Annotated in this window: 23 protein-coding genes; 3 read left to right on the top strand and 20 right to left on the bottom strand. The window is 56.2% G+C overall.

Translation table 11 applies throughout. The annotated features are described in order from the left end of the window. Positions 1-475: 475 nt before the first annotated feature. Positions 476-1,351, bottom strand: a complete 876-nt coding sequence (locus HW561_RS14735; protein ID WP_176866076.1) for a LysR family transcriptional regulator — start codon at positions 1,349-1,351, stop codon at positions 476-478. Positions 1,352-1,439: 88 nt separating this feature from the next. Between HW561_RS14735 and HW561_RS14730 the strand changes: the two genes are divergently transcribed. Together HW561_RS14730 and HW561_RS14725 are read left to right on the top strand one after the other, a co-directional pair. Continuing rightward, the gene (locus tag HW561_RS14730) at positions 1,440-2,696 is read left to right on the top strand and encodes a M24 family metallopeptidase (protein ID WP_176866074.1); all 1,257 of its coding nucleotides are present in this window, start codon (positions 1,440-1,442) and stop codon (positions 2,694-2,696) included. Between the two features lie 139 nt (positions 2,697-2,835). After that, entirely contained in the window at positions 2,836-3,321 is a 486-nt protein-coding gene (locus HW561_RS14725; RefSeq protein ID WP_176866071.1) for a DUF2867 domain-containing protein, read from the top strand. A gap of 413 nt (positions 3,322-3,734) precedes the next feature. On the opposite strand, the gene HW561_RS14720 is transcribed toward HW561_RS14725, so the two are convergent. From HW561_RS14720 to HW561_RS14685, 8 genes are all read right to left on the bottom strand, one after another. After that, positions 3,735-3,917 carry a hypothetical protein gene (locus tag HW561_RS14720; RefSeq protein WP_176866069.1) on the bottom strand — a complete coding sequence of 61 codons (183 nt, stop codon included), beginning with the start codon at positions 3,915-3,917 and terminating at the stop codon, positions 3,735-3,737. A gap of 68 nt (positions 3,918-3,985) precedes the next feature. Next, the gene (locus tag HW561_RS14715; protein WP_176866067.1) at positions 3,986-4,486 is read right to left on the bottom strand and encodes a phage holin family protein; all 501 of its coding nucleotides are present in this window, start codon (positions 4,484-4,486) and stop codon (positions 3,986-3,988) included. A gap of 346 nt (positions 4,487-4,832) precedes the next feature. Beyond that, complete coding sequence (locus tag HW561_RS14710; protein ID WP_176866065.1) at positions 4,833-5,033, bottom strand: YqaE/Pmp3 family membrane protein; 201 nt, start codon at positions 5,031-5,033, stop codon at positions 4,833-4,835. A 48-nt stretch (positions 5,034-5,081) separates the two neighbouring features. Then, complete coding sequence (locus tag HW561_RS14705; RefSeq protein WP_176866063.1) at positions 5,082-7,256, bottom strand: type IV secretory system conjugative DNA transfer family protein; 2,175 nt, start codon at positions 7,254-7,256, stop codon at positions 5,082-5,084. 98 nt (positions 7,257-7,354) lie between these two features. Next, positions 7,355-7,825 carry a TrbI/VirB10 family protein gene (locus HW561_RS14700; RefSeq protein ID WP_328803293.1) on the bottom strand — a complete coding sequence of 157 codons (471 nt, stop codon included), beginning with the start codon at positions 7,823-7,825 and terminating at the stop codon, positions 7,355-7,357. Then, complete coding sequence (locus HW561_RS14695; protein ID WP_176866061.1) at positions 7,822-8,502, bottom strand: IS6 family transposase; 681 nt, start codon at positions 8,500-8,502, stop codon at positions 7,822-7,824. The genes HW561_RS14700 and HW561_RS14695 overlap by 4 nt, the downstream gene beginning before the upstream one ends. 14 nt (positions 8,503-8,516) lie before the next feature. Continuing rightward, on the bottom strand, positions 8,517-8,936 hold the full coding sequence (locus tag HW561_RS14690) for a glutathione S-transferase family protein (protein WP_176866059.1): 420 nt from the start codon (positions 8,934-8,936) through the stop codon (positions 8,517-8,519). 83 nt (positions 8,937-9,019) lie between these two features. Continuing rightward, complete coding sequence (locus tag HW561_RS14685) at positions 9,020-9,985, bottom strand: MBL fold metallo-hydrolase (RefSeq protein WP_235962912.1); 966 nt, start codon at positions 9,983-9,985, stop codon at positions 9,020-9,022. Positions 9,986-10,182: 197 nt separating this feature from the next. Between HW561_RS14685 and HW561_RS14680 the strand changes: the two genes are divergently transcribed. Next, positions 10,183-10,524 (top strand): winged helix-turn-helix transcriptional regulator, encoded by a 342-nt coding sequence (locus HW561_RS14680; RefSeq protein WP_235962911.1) that lies wholly within the window; start codon positions 10,183-10,185, stop codon positions 10,522-10,524. Positions 10,525-10,545: 21 nt separating this feature from the next. Here HW561_RS14680 and HW561_RS14675 read toward each other — a convergent pair whose 3' ends face one another. The 11 genes from HW561_RS14675 to HW561_RS14625 form a co-directional block, all read right to left on the bottom strand. Beyond that, positions 10,546-11,115, bottom strand: coding sequence for an invasion associated locus B family protein (locus tag HW561_RS14675; protein WP_176866055.1), 570 nt, complete (start codon positions 11,113-11,115; stop codon positions 10,546-10,548). After that, positions 11,115-11,513, bottom strand: coding sequence for a hypothetical protein (locus HW561_RS14670; protein ID WP_176866053.1), 399 nt, complete (start codon positions 11,511-11,513; stop codon positions 11,115-11,117). Before HW561_RS14670 ends, HW561_RS14675 begins: the two co-directional genes overlap by 1 nt. 40 nt (positions 11,514-11,553) lie before the next feature. Further along, on the bottom strand, positions 11,554-12,243 hold the full coding sequence (locus HW561_RS14665) for a GDSL-type esterase/lipase family protein (protein ID WP_176866051.1): 690 nt from the start codon (positions 12,241-12,243) through the stop codon (positions 11,554-11,556). Between the two features lie 89 nt (positions 12,244-12,332). Then, positions 12,333-13,250 carry a LysR substrate-binding domain-containing protein gene (locus HW561_RS14660; RefSeq protein ID WP_176866049.1) on the bottom strand — a complete coding sequence of 306 codons (918 nt, stop codon included), beginning with the start codon at positions 13,248-13,250 and terminating at the stop codon, positions 12,333-12,335. A gap of 117 nt (positions 13,251-13,367) precedes the next feature. Beyond that, the gene (locus tag HW561_RS14655) at positions 13,368-13,760 is read right to left on the bottom strand and encodes a hypothetical protein (RefSeq protein WP_176866047.1); all 393 of its coding nucleotides are present in this window, start codon (positions 13,758-13,760) and stop codon (positions 13,368-13,370) included. A 55-nt stretch (positions 13,761-13,815) separates the two neighbouring features. After that, positions 13,816-14,487, bottom strand: coding sequence for an SGNH/GDSL hydrolase family protein (locus HW561_RS14650; RefSeq protein WP_176866045.1), 672 nt, complete (start codon positions 14,485-14,487; stop codon positions 13,816-13,818). A 22-nt stretch (positions 14,488-14,509) separates the two neighbouring features. Next, positions 14,510-15,595: an ABC transporter ATP-binding protein gene (locus HW561_RS14645; protein WP_176866093.1), complete on the bottom strand. Its 1,086-nt coding sequence runs from the start codon at positions 15,593-15,595 to the stop codon at positions 14,510-14,512. Positions 15,596-15,654: 59 nt separating this feature from the next. Beyond that, a complete protein-coding gene (locus HW561_RS14640) occupies positions 15,655-16,452 on the bottom strand; it encodes an ABC transporter permease (protein WP_176866043.1) in 798 nt (265 codons plus the stop codon). Between the two features lie 3 nt (positions 16,453-16,455). Beyond that, complete coding sequence (locus tag HW561_RS14635) at positions 16,456-17,316, bottom strand: ABC transporter permease (protein ID WP_176866041.1); 861 nt, start codon at positions 17,314-17,316, stop codon at positions 16,456-16,458. Between the two features lie 121 nt (positions 17,317-17,437). Further along, on the bottom strand, positions 17,438-18,550 hold the full coding sequence (locus HW561_RS14630) for an ABC transporter substrate-binding protein (RefSeq protein WP_176866039.1): 1,113 nt from the start codon (positions 18,548-18,550) through the stop codon (positions 17,438-17,440). Positions 18,551-18,731: 181 nt separating this feature from the next. Next, entirely contained in the window at positions 18,732-19,670 is a 939-nt protein-coding gene (locus HW561_RS14625; protein ID WP_235962910.1) for a LysR substrate-binding domain-containing protein, read from the bottom strand. Positions 19,671-19,723 lie beyond the last annotated feature (53 nt).

Here is a 19,723-nt window from a genome sequence, read left to right as displayed (position 1 = left end):
ACGTACTTGTCCCATAATGCTTCCTTCCATTTCAACGAATGGATCGCACCATCAAACCTTGGGATCAAACACCTAGGGTCGGCATTGCAGTGGAGGACGACTTTCAAATTGAATCGCGTGGTGAATTGAACCTGAAAGGGCTCCGCGAACCAATTGAGGTTGTCAGACTATCCGCTGACACCGCTACCTGAGAAAAGCGGACATTGGCGACAAACGAAGTTACGACCGATATAGGCTCCCTTGCCGTCGTTAGAGCGATCGCAGCATATTCCTTGAACTGGGTGCTCGACCCGAGCATGGACGGCCCTTTCCGGCCGTTGGCCCAGACCCCTCAACGCTGCAGCCGCAGCCCGCATTCCCGCCATTCGCTGCAAAAGCTAAATCAGGAGCTGACCGAACTCACAGTCCGCGGACAAAGTGAGCTTTTGCTGCGCTTGTGCCAACGTCGGCTTTTGGTTTTTGGAAGAAAGCTGCCTCAGTTTGTTAGAAACTTCTTCAAAGCGCCGACATTGTCTTGCTTCGACCCACTCGCGCTTGTCACCAGAAAGTATCCTTTTCCAGTGGATGTTGGAACGGCATCAAGCTGTTCAAGCGAACCAGACGCCAACTCTTCGTGTAGCAAAGTTAGGCTGGCAAGGGCGATGCCTTCGCCTGCAATCGCCCGTCCAATGGATTGGCCGTAGGTTTGGCAAACAACGCGCCGCAGGCCCAATAAGGGGGAACTGTCCTGGCGTTTTGCCCAGATGTCCCAATTAATCCACTCCGGCGCATGGCGGTCATATTCCAGTAGTGGCAAGCTGCGTGGATCGCGGGCGAATTGCAGTGCGCCATTTGGCGATGTTACCGGGGCGAGCTCTTCTTCCATCAACCTTTTCCCCACCCACCCATCAGGCACTGCACCAGCGTAGATAATGGCCAGATCATTCTCCGGTGACAGCAACAGGCTAGGGTCATCGGTAACGACTGTTTCTACGGGGCAAGACGTGGCGCTGAAGGTGAACGCCTTTAGGCGTGGGAACAGCCAGAACATCGAAACCGCGTTGTTTGCTGCAATCCGCACTGATGGGCGCACGGGCGATTTGAGACCATCAAGCGAGGCACGGAGATAATCCAGTGCCATCGCAACAGGCTCTGACAAAGATTGGCCTGCTGCGGTTGGGGTCAGGCTGCGCGTTCCACGTTCAAACAATGGCGTCCCCAACCAATCTTCAAGCTGTCGCACGCGCTTGCTGACGGCCGCTTGGGACACATAAAGCTCACTCGAGGCGGCGGTGAAGCCCCCAGCGCGTATCACGGCATCAAAGAAGATCAGCGTATCAAGTGGCGGGAGGTTTTTGCGACGGTTATCCATTCCTTATAGTTATGGGAACGGGCGAGTTTTTCAAGTGTTTACAGTCTTTGGTTCAGGCCTCAGTTATCGTGCAACGAGGAGAACAGACATGGCAAATTTCGATTGGCACGCAGAACGCAGTGACTTGGCGGGCATCGCCCTTCTGGATCGCGCACCCGAAAGCGAAGGGATCGACCTCAAGGCTGTGCGCCTATACCGACTGGCCCGCGTACGTGAACAAATGCAACACTACAATGTCGATGCCGTCATCCTGTCGGACCCGATCAACATCCGTTACGCCACTGGTTCACGAAACATGCAGGTGTTTTGCCAACGCAATGCACCCTCGCGTTATTTGCTGCTGACGGCGAAGAAATCAATCTTGTTTGAATTTACGGGCTGTCTCCATCTTGGCGAGGGCTATGAGACAATCGACGAAGTTCGCCCGTCTAAAACCGCCAGTTTTGTGGCCGCTGGCCCAGAGATTGCCGCACGCGAAACGGCGTGGGCCGTTGAAATGACAGACTTGATCACCGAGCTTTTGGGCAAAGGGGCCACCGTCGGCCTAGAACGTCTGAATGCTGGGACAGCCATCGCGTTGAAAGAATGTGGTCTCAACATCGTTGACGCCCAGCAACCTGTTGAAATGGCCCGCGCCGTCAAATCCAGCGAAGAGATGAAATGTATCAACGCCTCGTTGCGCGCCACGGAAAACGGCGTCGCCAAACTGCGTGCCGCCATCCGCCCCGGCATGACCGAAAATGAGTTGTGGTCGGTTTTGCATCAATCGGTGATCACACAGAACGCGGATTACTGTGAGACGCGTTTGTTGAATGCAGGCGATCGCACAAACCCGTGGTTTCAGGAAACATCCAGCCACGTGATTGGTGAAAATGAACTGATCGCACTCGATACAGATGTTGTCGGGTGTCACGGCTATTATTCCGACTTTTCGCGCACCTTTCATTCGGGACCAGGCAAACCGACCGACGCACAGCGTGAGCTTTACAAAGTCGCCCATGAACAGGTGCTCAGCAACATGGATATTTTGCACGCTGGCATGAGCTTTCGCGACTACGCAGATCGCGCTTGGGACATTCCAGAGAAGTTCTACGAGAACCGCTATTATCTGTCCGCCCACGGGTGCGGCATGACTGGCGAATACCCCTACCTTTATCACAAAGGCGATTTTCCTGATGCGGGTTATGACGGCGAAATCGTCGCTGGCATGACGCTCTGTGTGGAAAGCTACATCGGTGAGGCTGGCGGCAAGGAAGGCGTGAAGTTGGAGCAGCAAGTTCTGGTGACAAACGCTGGCATTGAGCTACTGTCGCGCTTCCCGTTTGAGGACGACCTTCTGAAGTAACACTAACTGAAATAGCAGACATTTGTTCACGGCGCAGCATCGGTCAATATGGGCTCTCTGCTGTCATTCTCTGCGGTTTGCACCGACTGGCGGTCAGAGCCCGCTTTACCGGATACTGCGACGCAGCTAACGTGCGCTCATGATCAACCTTGCCGATACCAATGCCCGCATACTCGAACCCGTACCGGAGTTGGATTACTTCGACACTCAGAGTGTCCAGTTGTGTCACGAAATTACTCCCCTTGCGGCTTGGAATTTCATTATGGAAGAACCTAAACCGATTTTGAAACTGGCGTTTTGGGTACGTGACGCAGTTTCAGGCATGTTTGGCGTGAAGCCGATCAAGGGTTTCAGTGGTAATGCGGTGCAGGCCGTAACCGTCGGGGACCACTTAGATTTTTTCTTGGTAGAGTATTCTGATGAGAAATCGTTGGTTCTGACCGCGCGAGACCGCCATCTCGACGTCATGACCTGCGTTTCGACTAACGGTCCTACTGTCACAGTCACATCATCAGTTCGGGCGCACAACTGGTTCGGGCATGCGTACATGATACCTGTTGGCGTCGCTCATAGGTGGATCGTTCGTAGCGACCTCAAGTGCTTGCAACGCAGAGTGACCAAATAGCCGAACGGCAGATTTGTCCGCTCACCTGCCATTTGCCCCCTGGTTCTGAAGGTCCGGAATGTGCGGTTCGCGGCCTGCTGCGTGAGCGAAAGACAGAAGCGTGATCAACGGCTGCTCAGGGCTCAATCTACCAACTAGAGTATTACAACGGCATTGAGCAGCAGTGCTGGCGCACAATCTCAACAGGATTTTGTGCGCACAGTCCAATGAGAACCTCGTGCGCGGTGTTTTGGGATTTTGCAAATACTGCCGCTCGATGATTGACGTGATTATCCAGTTCCGGAAGACAGGGGACCAGCGAAGGCCAACAGCGGTCAGGGTTTTGCGGCAAAAGTGATCCCAAAACAGAACAGGGGGCGTTGCGGCCCCCATTTACTTTACGCCTTATCGCTGGATCTACGATCCTGCCAGCATCACTTGAGTGCGACGACATTATGCAGGCGATGGTAGGGCGCATTCCGAACCAACGCATCAACATCAATGTCACTCTTACGAGGTTTCGGCCTTAGTGCCATAGTGATACCACCCAACGCTAAGACGCTGACCCCGGCACCTGCAAGAGACAGGATCACTTCTGAACTCAAACCTTCAAGCATCTGATGATCTCCTTTGAGAGCAATATATGGGTTTTCACCAACATTTCCACCGATTCATGCGAACAGAGCTATTTGCCCTTGATTTGGTCGATAACCCGTTCGGTCTGTTCGACGGCGCGACGCGCTGCCCTGGTTTGCTTTTTTAGCTTCGAGCGGCCCACTGATGTTGCGCCACTTGCAACGATCCCGGCTCCTATTGCCAGAGCAGCCCAACCACCGGTCACGATGCTTGTGACAGTAAATCCGATACTGGCAAGCAGCCCGCCACCAGCAACTCTTTGGCTCCACACTCCAAAGACATCATCGTTGTCCATCAAGATTTCCAAAGTGTCTTTCAGGCGGTCTAACCGCGACGAGACCAGCTCAGCAAGGACTGCGGGCAGTTGTGAGTTGTTCGGGTTCGCCAAAACGGAAACAAGTCGTGCGCGCTCGGTTTCGTCTTCGCATACATCATCCACCAACCGGTCCAATTCTTCTCGGCTGATTGTGTCATCGGAATCTACGTCCAGCGCATATGCCAACAGAGCCAGCGCTTTGCCCTGTGGGTAGGGCTCGGTAGTGTCATTCATGCCTCTGGCTCTCCAATCCACGCGGTTCTTGCGCCGACTACTCGCTGCTATTTTGTCTGCAAAATCGCTTCGGCGATGCACAGAGTACTATGTGTGTTCTGCCCATCGGCCAGCATCGCTAGTTCAGCTGCCCGGTCCGATTCTGCGGATGCCAGTTTCCCGCGCCCCTCGGCTGACAATCTATCGACCATACATTCAGCCAGAATCTCATTTTGCACCGGCGATAGGTCATGTCTGGAAAGAAATTGGACGTAGTTTTCCTTCGCAGTTTGACTTGTAGATGCCGCACCAACAGGCGCGCTATATGAGCTTAAGCCCAGAGCCAGGGCAATAACCGCGTAATTTGTCATAGCTCTGAGCCATTTCTGGTGACCGCCGCGATTTTCTTGTCAGTGTTGTACTGGCTCAAAGAATACACGGCCCATATTGCCGCTGGTATCCAGCCAATGAGTGTAAGCTGCAAAGCCAAACAGAACAGACCCTGAAACGGACGTTTAATTGTGAAAAACACGACAAAGGGCAGAAAAATGGCCAGTATCAATCTCATGTTCAGAGTCCCTATTTTTTTCGTGAAAGTTATGAACCACTGCCAATGCTACGCAACTATAGTTTCACCACCTCTGAACAGCGGCGACAACCGATTAATGAGTTCATCAGGTGACAGGCGATGCGCCAGTTCGGCCAGTTCACGGTCAGTTTCCGGGTTGATCGGCGCGAGGTTGAGCAAGCTGCCAAGGTTGCCTGCAAGATCAGGCGCTTTGATCGTCTCCATCACATCCGTCAGTTTCCGGTCCTCTTGCGTCTCTTCCTCAACCAACACCTCACGCGGATCTTCGAAAAACCCATAACCAGCTGTGCCCTGATCGGGAAAGGATGGTGGTCGTGGGCTTGTCGGTGCTACCTGCGCTGGCGATCCCACCCCGTTCACGGCTGCCCGTTGCGACAGGGAGCGTTTTGGTTCCGGGACCGGTTCCGTCGTTTCCGGTTCGTTCGTGTTTGATGAGCCAGCGTCTTTCAAAAACTCATCATACCGGGTCACGACGCCGGATTTGACCACCGGCACATCCGGCCAGAGCTTTCCGGTCTGGCTGTCATTCAGGGCTTTGAATCGATGGTCTTTGTAGAACGACACCCGGTTGGTCCGGATCGGGAACATGCCCTTGCCGGTGATAATGACCTCTTCCTTTCCCAGACGGCCGATCTCTTCAGGTGTCAACAACGCCCTGCTTTTCTCTGACCAGCTTTCCGACCGACCGGGATCTTTCGACCAGTTGCGACCGGAGACGGATTTCTGCGTCACAGTCTTGTTGCCAAGGGCCTTGGACAGTTTTTGTTTGGTTTCTTCAGAGTTGGGTGTCAGCCAAACATGCAGATGTGAGCTTTCCGTAAGGATCTCTTCACCGGCTGGCCCATAGTGTTCACGCAGAGACGCCGGGGATTGAACGACCAGGCACAAACGACCGCCATAGCCGGGCAGGGTGGTGACAGCATCGAGGACACCTTGCATCCGGCCCAATGAATGAAATTCGTCAATCAGAAACAGCACCGGCAAGAAGTCCTCGCCCGACGCCATGAGCCTGCGCCGCAAGGCATTGATGGCGCACTGGATGAACAGGCGCACCAGTGGACGGGATACCTGCTTGTTCGATTCCGGGATGGAAATATAGCAGGTCTGCGGTTTCCAGCGCATTCCTTCAAAATCAAAGTCATTCGTCTTGGTCGCGCGAACGATCGCGGGGTTGCGCCAGGCATTCAGACCACCGCCCATCAGAACAGACAGATAGATACCCAGCTGCTTGTTGTCCTGACCGGCCATCCGCAGCATGGCACCTTTGGAAACCGGATCCGGCGCGCGCGGTGCAAGCGCAGCAAACATACTTTTGTAATCGGGGATTTCATCATCCCCCTTCACCTCCGGAGTAAGCACCTGAAGAATTCGACCGAGGGACGGCTCAGGCTCGTTGCAAACAACCGCAGCGGCAGCCTCAAAGATCTCGTGCGCATCTTCCATGAGCGAAGCTTCAGCGCCGCCCGAACTTTTTGGGGACAACAGCGCCGAGCTGATTTCCGAGATACGGACGAGCCGGTCTTCCAGATCCTCCATGGCGGCGATTTCAATCAGAGGGTTGAAGCTATGCGACCGCCCGACCAGAGATCCATCGGGGTTGTTCGGGAACTGTACATCGAACGGAGAAAGCACCCGCACACTATCCCCCTTTGCCAACCGTCGCCGCGCCGTGGTTTCAAAAAGCTCGCCCTTCACATCATAGACGATCAGGGAGCCGGGATAGTCGAGCAGAGTAGGGACAATTATACCGACACCCTTACCGGATCGGGGCGGACCCGAGACCAGAACCGTGCCCTGGTCATCCGTATGGGCGCGCAGATGAGGTGCCTTTTTCTCCGCCTTGCCCAGCTTGCCCAGAACAAGGCCCCAATCACTCACCAGTCGCGCCGCGTGGATCTCCTTGCCCGTGGCCCATCGTGCATCACCATGCGCATCGGTTGCCGTCACACCCAGAACCATACCGCCAAGCAGATAGGCGAGACCGGCCCCGGTCATGATGCCAAGTGTGGCGCCACCCCATAAAGCCTTGTCCCAATCGCTCGGATTAAGGCTGTTCCAATGGCTGAGAAGGAGCCACGGACGCCAGGTGCCAATGTCCCCATTCACTTTGATAGCGATCCAGAGAGCGGCCCAAAGCGGGATGCTGACGATAGCAATTGTGATGGTGTACGGAATATGTGTCTTGGCGCGAATGGTGGTCATGGCCTTCTCCTTCAGGGCAACACTGTGCAAAGCCGGTTTGATGCAAAAGAAAAGGGGCCCAACAATGTTGAGCCCCGTTCAGGTTCAGAGGGACGCAATCACAGGTACAGATCCCGCGAGACAAATACATTGATGTTCTCGCCCTGATCGATCCAGATTGTCGGCGCAATCGACAGGTATTCAGTGAGAGGTTCAGATGCCGCTTCGCTGAATTGGTTGGTCCCGTCTACAAAGCTGCTGCTGCTGTTGTTGTCTCCATCATTGATCGTGCGATTGCCAAGGTTGGCAATCCCCGAGAAGATGGAAATGAAGAACGCGGCTTCGAATTTGAGACCGAAGTGATGTTGAACATTGCCCGTCATGCCAGCCCGGCCGAGACTATCAACACCGCGCGATCCAATCATGATCGAGCGCTGATCGGTTGTGATCACGCGGTTCCAGGCCACCAGAACGCGACTTTGGCCCAGTGAAACATCTGATGAGTATTCGCCAACCAGAGTGGAGCCGCGCGGGGCTCTGTTGCAAAGTTTCTTACTGAACGAAGAGTTGGCACCGAACCCGCGGCTTATGCCGCCAATTCTGCAAATTGACGAAACGGACAGATTCCAGGCGTGAGCTGACCTTTGCGGATCATGTGCGCCACTTCGATACCGCCCAGTGTAGCTGCCGCTGAAGCGAAAGCCTTGAACCCCAACATCGGCCGAGTTCGTCTCTTGATGAAGCGATGGTCCTGTTCCACGATGTTATTCAGATACTTCCGCCTGACCATCTCGATTGGGATCGGGCAACCAAACCCTTTCAGCATCTTGTTGATCGCCTTAATGCCTGCAGTATTGGCGCCACTTTTGTCGATAACGATCTTTCGCGGAAGGCCGTTGACCTCCAGCATCCTGGCAAAGAACTTTGTCGCAGCCGGTTTGTTTCGGCGCGGCGAAAGCATGAAATCAAGTGTCTTGCCGTGCTTATCAACAGCTCGATAGAGATAAACCCACGCGCCTTTCACCTTGATGTAAGTCTCGTCCATTCTCCAGGAGCGGTCACACGGTCCCTTTCGCCTGCGCGCGACGTCGGCGATTGCACTGGCGTATTTTGTCACCCATCGGTTCAGCGTCGTGTGATCTACCACAACGCCACGCTCGGACATGATTTCTTCAAGATCACGGTACGACACGCCGTATCGCACGTAGAAGAACACAGCAAAGAGGATCACATCCTTGGGATATTGTGCGCCTTTGAAGGAGATCATGAGCTGGCTTTCGACTAGTTAGGACCGAATGCCATCCACGCGCTAAACCCTAGCGCGTCAACAGCTAAATCTTTGCAACAGAGCCCTGACGCCGTGTAGACCTCCCACAAGAAGCGGTCACCGGCAGGTGGTGTCGCATCGGGCAGAAATGTCCAACCTTGCGGATGTCCCAGCCACGGATCGCAGTAGGTCACCCCCAGTTTGGCAGTCGGCAGATGCGCCAGCATCATCAGTACGCGATGAGCAAAAGGGCAAGCTTTGGCCGCGAAGACATGATAGCTTTCGGGCCGGTCGCGCAGGCGATCAATGTCGATCTCGGCGCGGGCTGCCGAGGTGCTGAAGCTTTGTTGAAAATCGCTGTTACGGTCTGGCACAACGCTGAGGTCGCAGTGCCACTGGCCTTGATACAGACCCCGTCTCGGTATGCTGCTCATGAAAATTTCCTCAAAGCGGAATTGGAGCAGGCGCAGAGCCCGCTCCAATCGGCAACGTCAAGAATGGGATTGGGAAAGCCCAATCAAACCTCGAAGCGGTACTCGTCAGGCTGCCAATCATAGGCCCCGCCTGCGCGGTGTACACGGCCAAAGGTTGGGAACGGCAGGTGCGCCGAGGCGACCAGAACGCCATCGCCAGAGGCCATGTCCAGCAGGTTTGCGCGGGTGACTTTGCCGGTGGCGCCGTCAACGTCAAAGGCCAGACCTGCTTCGGGGTGTTCGAATTGAACCGATGCAACGCCACATGCGTCGCCCCAGATCAGCAGGTCTTCACCGTCAGTGGACAAGCGATAACCCGTGTGGCCCGGTGTGTGGCCGTAAAGCGGAACCGGGGTGAAGCCTGGGATCACGTCAGCCGTACCGGTGAACACGTTGACTTGATCGCCATAGGCCTTTTTCACGCCGATCGCGGCATCGAACCACGGCTTTGCGAAATCCGGTGCGTTCGATTGCTCTGTGGTCGAGGTCCAGTAGTCGAACTCGAGCCCGCCAATGTGTATCTGCGCATTCGGGAACACGGCAGCGCCATTGTCGACCAACGCACCGGTGTGGTCGGGGTGCATGTGCGTGACCAGGATATCATCCACCTGATCCGGGGTATATCCGGCAGCGGCCAGCGCCGAAAGGAACTTTCCGGCGGTCGGGCCGAAGAAATCAGCAGAACCGGTGTCAACCAGTACAAGGCGGTCACCCTGGTTGATCAAGTACGAAGTGATGCCGATCCGGATCGAGTCATTTGCCGGCAGTCCAGCCTTAGCAACAAGATCTTCGACCGTCGCGGTCTCGATACCAACCCAGAAGCCATGCGCCACGTCGATGTAACCATCCAACAGCGCGGTGACCTGAGCGTCGCCAACCTTGCGGCGGTAAAAGCCCGGTGCCTGCCCTGTGGCCAGAGGCGCTTTGGCCGAAGCGACGGCGGGCAGAGTGGCCGCAGTGGCAGCCATGGCTGCGCTTCCCAGAACTTGTCTTCGCGTAATTTGTACCATTTCAGGTCTCCGTGTGAGTCAGTGGTTAGAGTTCGCGATCTTCCCTTTCCGGTGACCCTCATGTGCCTGTTTTCTTAGGCACGTTAGGGTGTTGCATACGGTCAGGATTCTTTGATTGCACCAGATGAGCAGGACGATATGATCCAGGGAACCGAAGAAAAAGTACGCACCTTTTGGTGCCTATGGGGTTATCACGAATGCTTGATGTCAAACCTGATCCATATGTCGCTCTTTGCCCGTCCCGAAAGATCATCGAGGTGATCGGAGACAAGTGGTCTTTGCTGGTCATTCCGCTTTTGATCGACGGACCAAAGCGGAACGCCGAATTGCTGCGGTTGATTGAGGGGATTTCGCAGAAAATGCTGACCCAGACTCTCAAACGGCTGGAGGAATACAACCTTGTCGCACGTCGCGACTATGGCGAGATTCCGCCCCGCGTTGATTACCGCCTCACACCCTTGGGCCAGTCTTTGGCAGATGTGATTGGCCAGTTGGACAATTGGGTGATTAAAAACTTCGAAGAGCTTTTGCACGCATAGCAGAAAAATGTGGCAGTGACTCTACTGCCGCAAGGCCCACTGTGTTTCGTAGGTTTCGAAAGCGTCGGTAAACCCATCCAGCGACCATTCCAGATCAAACCGTCGCAGATGCGGGTCGATAAAGGAAAACTCCAATGTCGTCCCCTTTAGCATGGCTTGTAGGATTTCGTCTGATTGCGTCTCGCTCAGTTCACAGTTTGCGAAAAACAGACAGCGTGCGCTGCTCATCCGCCAGATTTCTTCGCCGTTGCTCTTGATGACGAAACCACCCGGTAGAAACACGGTGCCAAGCTCGGGACCAAACATGACATCATGTCGCCCGGTCTCGGCGCATTCTCTGGGTGTGACAAAGGTAAACAAAGCGCCGAATTTGGGATTTTCGGCATACACGTCAACCCATCGAATATAGCAGCGCTTTTTCAGCGCGCCGTGTTCTTCACGCTCATCACAGATTGAATTCCAGATGCCGTGATATGCGTGATGTGTCGCGCGCCAGTTGCTGGCAGTATCGCGCCCTTGCAAGTCCTGCGCAAAAGCCGAACCCGCCAGCATCAGGCAGATCGCGGTCAGAAATGAGCGGGCAATCCGCATCAGGTCTGGCCGGCCAGCCGCTTCGCGTCTTCCAGCGCCGCTTGCCAGTCGTGCCCATGGACGGATTTGATCTGACCGCCTTTCGACACAAAGAAAATCGGCGGATACACGAAATCCAACTGCGGCGCTGCAACGCGCAGGAACGGGTCGCGGTCGCCGTAAACGCCGGGATTGGGTACATCGCGGGTTTTGGCGATGATGTTCTCTTCTACAGCAAAGCCTAAAGACCGACCTTCGGCCTGAACATCGGCCAGATGATTGCGTTTGAACGCCATGCAGGGTGGGCAATCCAGCGCACCGTAGAAGTGGAAGGTGATCTGATCGTCCGTCGCTGCGCGTCCGGCTGCCGCCAGCGCCAAAGCGGCAAGCGAGGTGGTGCAGAAAATTCGTCTGTTCATCCTGGTCAGTCTCCTGTTCCAATAATTTCAATACGTTGTGTTACCCGTTATCCGGCAGCAAATCTTGCACCAGCGGCACCAGTGCCGTGCCCAACGCGCGCTGCGCCCTGGCAGTCAGATGTACACCATCTGCGCCATCCGCCCGGGTCACCATACCCGCATCAAAGACCGGAATGCCGGTTTCGCGCGACAGGCGCGCATAAGCCGCGGGTAATTCTTCGGACAGCTCCTGTGATCTGCCGAAAATGCCTGAAAGGCCACCGCGTTCGGGGTTAGTCAAAGGCGGAGGTGTCACGACCAGCACCTGTTCAACCCCGCCATCCAGCAGGATCCGCGCCAGCGAAAAGGCGGACCGTGCGACCTCATCCGCGTCGCGGCCCTGCCCTGATTGCAGATCGTTGGTTCCCAGCATGACTACGGCCATATCCAGCGGCAAATGTTGACCGGCCAGTTCGGGAATGGGCGTTGTCACCGGCTTGCCGATATTGTTCAGCGCGCGCCCTTTGCCCAGATCGGTGCGGCGGCCGATGCGGCCCTCCTCCACCACCACAGCGTTTGGGAGGGCCGCATCTAGCACCCGTCCCCACCGCACGTCATCGCCGTGCCGCGGACCGGATGCATTCGATCCCCAGGTGTTGCTGTCACCCAGGGCGAGTATTCGAAAGTCGGCCCAAACCATCGACGGTACGGCACCGTCCAGAAAGGCAAGAATTGCAATGAGGCGGATCATCAGAACCATCCTGTGACGAGGGGTCAATCTGTACGTAAATCTAGCCTTTTTGCGCCTTTTTTCGAATAGGGCACCTTTTGGTAACCACCCTATTTATGGTCACTTATTGGTGATCTCGGCGCTTCTTCTTCCAGCCATTCCACAAACTGCCGCACAGCCCGTTTTCGCATCCCCTGAGGCGATCGCAGAACCCTGTAGAAATAGCCGGGCAGTTGCGGCCCCTCCATCTCAACGAACTCGTCCCGGAACTCGGCCGATCGCACAATTGTCCGGCTCAGCAAGGCTGCGCCGTGACCACGTCGCAAAGCATCGAAGGCCAAATTATAGGCATCGAAACTCATCCGTCGAAAACTGTCGAAATCCTTGATACCGGCGGCATCGAACCATGCTTTCCATGACGGCGCGGTCAGCGACGAGTTTTCCCAACGCACATCGATCAGACGCTTTTTGGTCAGAAATTCAATCCGGGCGGCGCGGTTGGGGATCAACAGCTCCCGGCTGACAGCGGCCACGTAGTATTCTTGGTACAGCTCGATCTCATCGCTGCCTTCCGAAGGCTTTCCGCCATAGCGCACAGCGACGTCAATTTCGCTGCCGCTCATATCAACTGCGTTTTCGCTGGCAAAGATGTTCAGCGTCAGTTGTGGGAAAGCGTCATAGAAATCACCCAGCCTGGGTTGCAGCCAAAAGCGGGCGAATTCGCGCGTGGTCGAAATGGTCACCGTGTTGGTGTCAAGATTGCCATAGGTTTCGGCAAAGGCTGCGGCCAGACTGTCCATGCCGCGGGTGATATCCGGCAGCATTCGAGCCCCCTGATCGGTCAGCGTGATGCTGCGGCCCGAGCGTTCGAACAGCTTTATGTCCAGCAGGTTTTCAAGATGCCGGATCTGGTGGCTGATCGCTGTGGGCGTCACCGACAGTTCATCGGCGGCATCCGAAATGCTTTCCAGCCGGGCAGCCGCTTCAAAGGCGCGTATCGCGTTCAGGGGAGGCAGGCGTCGTTTCATCTTGACCTTTCATGACACGGACTGTCGGAACTCACAAAGTTGAAAAATCCGCATGAAAGAGATGGAAACGGAAAAAAGGTAGGCCGCCGACGGACTGGGCGGCCTGTTTCTAAATGCTTAGTGCATGTCGGAATAAGTGATGGTCACCGAATCCACGTCAACCAGATCCAGGAACGCCTTGTTCACCGGGTCTGCGACAAATTTCTCAAGCGCGGCACGGCCGACTTCTTCGCTTTCCCAATAGACGACCTCGATCCAGACGCCATCGGCCTGCAGGGCCACATGGCGATCAACAAAACCTGCATAGTTTTCTGTCAGGTTTGCGTTGACGGTACCGCCTGCTGCGGCTTCGGACATGGCTTCAACGGTCACGCCGTCTTTGGCCTTGAAGGTTACGTATTCGATCGTTCCGGCTTTGCTCAGATCAGCAGCCATTGCTGGGCCCATAGTTCCGATGGCCAGTGTGGCCGCCAGTGCGGCGGTTTTCAGGCCTGTTGCAAGTTTCATCATGGAGAACTCCTCCTGTTGCATGATGGTGTTTTGTGCGGGGTGGTGGTGTTTCGTGTCAGAGCGCCTTGAGGCGCTCTGCAATTGCGCGGCCCAGTTGGGCGTGTTGGTCTTTGCTCATGTGCAGGCCATCGACGCCTTGCACATTGCCGGTCACGGCACCTGCATCAAAGCTGGCGATGCCTGCGGCGTCAGCGGCAGATTTCAAAGCCGCCCCCAAAGCTTCAGACTTGGCTTTGCCGCCTTCGAACATGCCTGCAAAATCGGGGTGTGGCATGTCGTTGACCGGGGGCGGAGAGACGACCAGAACCTGTGGTGCCTCATAGTGATACGCCACGCCGCCGCCGCAACCCTGCGCCACTTTGGCCACGTCGATGATTGCGTTGGCAATGTCCTTGGCCGAGCGGTTGGTTTCTGCCTTCAGGTCGTTGGTGCCCAGCGAGATGATCAGCAGATCCACCGGCATTTCCCGCGCAATGGCGGCGGGTAGCGTTTTGGCACCGTTGAACATATCCGCCTTGACGGCGTTCCAGTCCATCGAGTCGTCAAGGTTGGTGGCGCGCACGGTCAGCCCGTCGACTGCGACGTCGTAACCGCCACCCAGCTCGGCTGCCATGACACCGGCCCAGCGTTCGTCATCGGCGTAACGAGTCGACGGGAATGCTTCTTCGACGCCGATCCAGCCCCAGGTGTTGCTGTCGCCGTAAACAAGGATTTTCTTCTTGGCCATGGGTGGCTCCTTTTATGTGTCGTTATCCGTTGATGATGTGGCCGTCTTCGGGATGCCAACTGGCGGTCACCGTGGTCCCGACTTCGATATCCAGCGCCTGCATGTCGCGCTGTTGCAGCTGCACCGTGATGGCGGTTCCTGCTGCCGTTTCAAGCCGTAGGTTTACCAGCGCGCCGATGAATTCTTCGCCGACGACACGCGCGGCGACTTCGTTCTCGGCCCAACCTGCCTTGGCCGTGACCGAAATCTGGTCGGCGCGGACGATCAGGCTGACCTGCTGGCCCTCATCCAGATCGGCCATCTCGGGCCCAGTGCATTTAAAGCTGCCATCGGGTCCTTCCAGAACCATCTCGCCGCTTTTCAGACGACGCGCCTTGCAGTCGAAGATCGACGATCCCCCCAGGAACCGGGCGACAAACGGAGTGGCGGGACGCAGGTAGATATCTTCGGGGCTGCCCGCCTGTTCGATCCGGCCCTGGTTCATGATGACCACGGTATCGGCCATCGAAAACGCCTCGGAATGGCTGTGCGTGACGTATACAAAAGTGATGCCCAACTCGCGCTGAAGTCGCTTCAACTCACCCTGCATCTGCACCGACAAATGCGCATCAAGCGCCGAAAGTGGTTCGTCCAGCAACAGCACCGACGGTTCGGTAACCAGACACCGGGCCAGCGCAACACGCTGACGCTGACCGCCGGAAAGCTGGTCGATACCACGGTCGGCGTAACCTTCCAGCCCCAGTTTCTGCAGCCAGTCCAAAACGCGGGTCTTGCGTTCGGCCTTGCCGACACCCTTCATGCGCAGGCCGAACTCGACATTTTTGCGCACGGTCAGGAACGGGAACAAGGCAAGCGATTGCCAGACCATGGGCATGTCACGTTCCCAGATCGACAGCTCATTGATCCACTGACCCTCGCGCAGGATGTCCCCGCCCGATACATCTTCGAGACCGGCAAGCATCCGCAGCATGGTGGATTTACCGCAGCCCGAGGGGCCCATGATTGCGACGAATTTTCCCTCTTCGATATCTAGGTTCAGGTTCTCGACCGCCACCGCGTCGCCATAGGTCTTGCGGATGTTTCTCAGCGAGATATGCGCGTGCGACATGGGGCGCTCCAATTCTGAGGGCGCGACGCTGCGCGCGGGTTTGATTTCGGACAGGCTGTTCATGAGTTCCCCCGTGTCAGGCGACGCAGCACCAGGATCTGTGCCCCCAGAATCAGGGTGATCGAGGTGATGAATGTGATTGAGCCGATGGCATTGATGCGTGGGCTTACGGCGGATTGCAGGAAGCTGAGAATCCGGACCGAGCTGGTCTCTTCCAGACCGCCCACGAACCATGTGACCGCGTATTCGTCAAAGCTGACGGCCATGCACAAAAGGAACGCGGCCAGGATCGAGGTTTTGGTCGACGGGATGATCACCTCCCAAAAGGCGCGCCAGTTGCTGGCCCCCAAGTTCTGGGCGGCGAACTCCAGGTCGCCATCAATTTGGGAAAAACGCAGCCGAATGATGGCCATTGCGAAAGGAGAGGTCAGAACAATGTGGCTGACCACGATGGCAGGCAATGTGCCAGACAAGCCGATACGCGACAGGTAGGCCAGCATCGCCAGACCAATCACGACCAGCGGGATCAACGGCGGCATCAGAGCAAAGATCAGCACCAGCCGTTTGCCGATAAAGTTGAACCGATAGTCGGCATAGGCTGCAGCAAAACCCATGATGGTGGCAATCGGAGCCACAACCAGCGCAATTTTGATCGTGTTCTTGAACGCATCGATCACCAGAGCGTCGGCCAGGATCAGGCGATACCATTCCAGCGTGAAACCACCCAGCGGGACGGTCGGGAACCGGTCCGAGTTCAACGAGAACACAAAGTTCGTCAGGATCGGGGCATAGAGAAAGATCAGGGCCAGTCCCATGAAGATGACAGCCAAACGGCGGGTCAGTGCTGATACACGCATGGATCAGGTCCTCCGGTAAGCAAAAGCGATGGACGCAAGCGCGGTGATCAGAAGCGTCGCGATCATCATCAGCGCAACCACCGCGGCGCGCGGCCATTGCTGCCCGGATTTCACCGTGTCCGCGATCAGGATCGACATGGTGGTGAACTTGCCGCCGCCCAGATAGGTTGCGGTGACGAAATCTCCAAAGCTGAAGATAAAGGCGAACAGCGCACCCAGAACGATCCCGGGGCGCACCGCTGGCAGCACGGTGGCAAAAAGCACCCGGCACGGCCCGCAGCCGAGATTATAGGCGGCATCGATTAGTGTCTTGTCCAGCGACAGCATCGAGATCGACTGGATCACGATCACCAGTGGCAGCGTCAGCGTAACCAACCCGATCATCAAGGCCAGCGGCGTGTTCAACAGGCTGCCGCTGTCAATCCCGATAGCCGCCAGCAGCTTCATGACGATACCGTTCTCAGTCAGGTAGATCTGCCAGGAATAGACCCGCACGAGGTACGAGGTAAAAAACGGAACGACAAACAGCCCCAGCACCACCATCCGGGCGCGCACGCTTAGGAAAAAGCTGATAGCAAGCGAACACGGCAAGGCAATCAGACTGACAAGCGCAGCGGCGCTGATCGCGATGATGAAGGTCCGCAGGTACGCGGCCCAGAAATAGGGTGCAGAAAGCATCTTCTTCCAGTTTTCCAGCTGAAAGTCTGGCGTCAGCAGGAAATTCTTCACGTCCCAGAAACTCAGCCAGATCAACAGTATCATGGGGCCAAGGAAGAACCCCGCCAGCCATAGGGGCAGTGGCAGGCTCCATATGCCTCCGTATGCAAGGCGGGATAGCCGCCGGATGGAAAGTGAAGAGGTCATGTGCAACTCGTCTGGCCCGTAAAGCAGGGCCCTCTCAAAGGTCTGTGCGATTGGGGAGAATCCCCGCCATCGGGGAGAACAAAAGATGGCGAGGAGTAGTGAGCACCCAGGTCGTGAGTGGTCAGGTGCTCTTGTAAGCAGACCAGAAATCATTCCAGTCTGCCAAGTCCTGCTGCACAGGCAGCTGACGGATGTGGATACGGCCCTTGCGGATCAGGTCGATCGAGTTGCCGTCACCCTTGAACATGCCCAGATGGCGGGCGTCTTCGGGTTTTTCGTTGATCATGCGTTCCCAGCCAACTTTAGACGGGATGATCGCCGGGAAAACGTTCAGGTTGGCCAGTGTGAACTGCCCTTCGGGGCTGGATGTGTACTGGATGAACTTGCGCGCCAGATCGGCCTTTTTCGAACCGCGCCCGATCGAGAAGCTTTCAGTGAATTGAATGCCGCCCTGTTCCGGGATGGTTGTGGTGACATTGGCCCCGTCGCGGCGCAGAACGCCCGTGATCCATTCGCCGATACCCGGCATCACAGTAACTTCGCCCGACTTCAACGAGGACAGAACACCGCCGTAGTCATAGAATCCGCGCACCTGAGGCTTCAGGCTCAGCGTGGTTTCCTGCAGCTGGGCCCAGGCATCGCCACCGATGTCATAAGGTGCTGCGTTGCCGTCGCGCAGGCTGAGAACACCCAAATTCGGCAGGTGCCAGTCAAAATGACCGACCTTGTCCTTGTTCTTTTCGTTCCACAGCACGTCGTAAGACGAGGCTTCTTTGACCGACACCGCGTCCAGATTGTGCGAAATGCCGAGGAAGCCAAAGCGGCTGATGACGGCGTAAAGCTCATCATTGTGCCAGTGGCCGGGGAACTTGTGGAACTCGGGATAGAAGTCGTCAAAGTGATAATCTGACGGATCCAGCTTCTCGACAAAGTTTGCCAATACCAGCTGTTGAACATATTCCGCATCCGCGTGGATCAGGTCATATGTTCCCGGAGGCGACTGGGCCAGCAGGGCCAGCATCTGCTCACCACCGACATAGTATTTCGGAGTGATCTTGACGTTGTGCAGCTCTTCAAATGCCGCGACAGCATCAGGCTCGGCCTGTCCATACCAGGCCAGCATTGTCATCTCGGTTGTGGACTGAGCACGTACGACCGATGGCATGGCAAGTGCGCCAGCAGCGATCGCGCCGGACTTCAGTAGAGCGCGTCTCGTGAGTGTGGTTTTGGCCATTTTCGGCTCCTCCCTTGTTGGATGAAAGGAGTATTCGGAACCATCGCCGTTCCAACAATCGAGCAGATTTCAGCCGTCGCAAAGTTTTTCTCAGCTTTAGAGTTGGGTAATTTGGCGCGTTTCGCTGGCTGATTCTGCAAACTTCGCCAAATTTGGCGCGATCCACATATGAATGTGCGAATCATTCGTCGCCCTGCGGGATGAACCGTAGGCCGTAAGGGCTGTCGCGAAACACGTCCGCTTCTTTCAGCAGCCAGTCCTGAAACGCTCGGACCTTTGCGGATTGCGCCCGCTCCATCGGGCAGACGAGGTAATAGCTTCGGTCCCGCAGCACCTTGGGGATTGGTGCTGAAATGCGACCTCGTTCGATCTCACGAGAGGCTGCAATGACGCTGACCAAAGCCGCCGCGCGGTCGTCCATCGCCGCCTCGATACACATGATCTCATCGCTGAAATTGGCAATGGGGCGGATGCCCGTCGCGTCGATGCCGACCGACTCGAACCAGGCACACCAGTTCGGGTCGCCCTCTTCAAATCCCAGCCATTCATATTCCACCAGATCGCGGCTCAGAAGATCCTCGGGTTTGCGGATCTTCTTCTCCATCCGGCGCGAGCAGATCGGGGTGACATAATCGTCCAGCACCCACGCGGCATGTTCATTGGGATCCGGAGAATCCGTGTATCTTATGGACACATCCACACTGAAACGGGCGAAATCCAGCACCGTATCCGAGGCGATAACCTTCACCTCTAAATCGGGGTAGAGTCGGCTGAAGTTGGGCAGGCGCGGGCTCAGCCAGCTCCAGGCGAAAGACCGTGTGGTGGTAACGACCAGGTCGCCTTCGACCTCGTCGGTGCTCAGCTGGGCGATGCCCTGTTTCAGATTGCTGAAAGCGTCCGTTACAAACGGGCGCAGCATCTCACCTTCGGTCGTCAGCTTCAGTGAACGAGTCAGCCGATGGAACAGCTGAATGTCCAATTGCGTCTCAAGCGTCTTGAGGCGATGGCTGATTGCGGTGGGCGTCAGCAACAGTTCTTCGGCCGCCAGCTTGATGCTCATATGGCGCGACACGGCCTCGAAGGCTTGCAGGCTCGTCAGAGGCGGCAATCTTTTCAACATTGAACCTCCTCCCAAATAAGGTTCGACCCCTCCGCAGGCGGAAGGGCCGTATC

This window comes from Ruegeria haliotis, assembly GCF_013377785.1.
Classification (GTDB): Bacteria; Pseudomonadota; Alphaproteobacteria; order Rhodobacterales; family Rhodobacteraceae; genus Ruegeria; species Ruegeria haliotis.
This window is presented reverse-complemented; position numbering and strand designations above follow the sequence as displayed.

Excerpts from the sequence above, each read along its gene's own strand:
- HW561_RS14660 (WP_176866049.1), bottom strand. The coding sequence starts at position 13,250 with ATGAAACGACGCCTGCCTCCCCTGAACGCGATACGCGCCTTTGAAGCG.
- HW561_RS14710 (WP_176866065.1), bottom strand. The coding sequence starts at position 5,033 with ATGAGATTGATACTGGCCATTTTTCTGCCCTTTGTCGTGTTTTTCACA.
- HW561_RS14675 (WP_176866055.1), bottom strand. The coding sequence starts at position 11,115 with ATGCGGATTGCCCGCTCATTTCTGACCGCGATCTGCCTGATGCTGGCG.
- HW561_RS14670 (WP_176866053.1), bottom strand. The coding sequence starts at position 11,513 with ATGAACAGACGAATTTTCTGCACCACCTCGCTTGCCGCTTTGGCGCTG.
- HW561_RS14690 (WP_176866059.1), bottom strand. The coding sequence starts at position 8,936 with ATGAGCAGCATACCGAGACGGGGTCTGTATCAAGGCCAGTGGCACTGC.
- HW561_RS14665 (WP_176866051.1), bottom strand. The coding sequence starts at position 12,243 with ATGATCCGCCTCATTGCAATTCTTGCCTTTCTGGACGGTGCCGTACCG.
- HW561_RS14735 (WP_176866076.1), bottom strand. The coding sequence starts at position 1,351 with ATGGATAACCGTCGCAAAAACCTCCCGCCACTTGATACGCTGATCTTC.
- HW561_RS14705 (WP_176866063.1), bottom strand. The coding sequence starts at position 7,256 with ATGACCACCATTCGCGCCAAGACACATATTCCGTACACCATCACAATT.
- HW561_RS14635 (WP_176866041.1), bottom strand. The coding sequence starts at position 17,316 with ATGACCTCTTCACTTTCCATCCGGCGGCTATCCCGCCTTGCATACGGA.
- HW561_RS14680 (WP_235962911.1), top strand. The coding sequence starts at position 10,183 with ATGCTTGATGTCAAACCTGATCCATATGTCGCTCTTTGCCCGTCCCGA.
- HW561_RS14645 (WP_176866093.1), bottom strand. The coding sequence starts at position 15,595 with ATGTCGCACGCGCATATCTCGCTGAGAAACATCCGCAAGACCTATGGC.
- HW561_RS14655 (WP_176866047.1), bottom strand. The coding sequence starts at position 13,760 with ATGATGAAACTTGCAACAGGCCTGAAAACCGCCGCACTGGCGGCCACA.
- HW561_RS14715 (WP_176866067.1), bottom strand. The coding sequence starts at position 4,486 with ATGAATGACACTACCGAGCCCTACCCACAGGGCAAAGCGCTGGCTCTG.
- HW561_RS14640 (WP_176866043.1), bottom strand. The coding sequence starts at position 16,452 with ATGCGTGTATCAGCACTGACCCGCCGTTTGGCTGTCATCTTCATGGGA.
- HW561_RS14730 (WP_176866074.1), top strand. The coding sequence starts at position 1,440 with ATGGCAAATTTCGATTGGCACGCAGAACGCAGTGACTTGGCGGGCATC.
- HW561_RS14630 (WP_176866039.1), bottom strand. The coding sequence starts at position 18,550 with ATGGCCAAAACCACACTCACGAGACGCGCTCTACTGAAGTCCGGCGCG.
- HW561_RS14650 (WP_176866045.1), bottom strand. The coding sequence starts at position 14,487 with ATGGCCAAGAAGAAAATCCTTGTTTACGGCGACAGCAACACCTGGGGC.
- HW561_RS14625 (WP_235962910.1), bottom strand. The coding sequence starts at position 19,670 with ATGTTGAAAAGATTGCCGCCTCTGACGAGCCTGCAAGCCTTCGAGGCC.
- HW561_RS14685 (WP_235962912.1), bottom strand. The coding sequence starts at position 9,985 with ATGGTACAAATTACGCGAAGACAAGTTCTGGGAAGCGCAGCCATGGCT.
- HW561_RS14695 (WP_176866061.1), bottom strand. The coding sequence starts at position 8,502 with ATGATCTCCTTCAAAGGCGCACAATATCCCAAGGATGTGATCCTCTTT.
- HW561_RS14725 (WP_176866071.1), top strand. The coding sequence starts at position 2,836 with ATGATCAACCTTGCCGATACCAATGCCCGCATACTCGAACCCGTACCG.
- HW561_RS14720 (WP_176866069.1), bottom strand. The coding sequence starts at position 3,917 with ATGCTTGAAGGTTTGAGTTCAGAAGTGATCCTGTCTCTTGCAGGTGCC.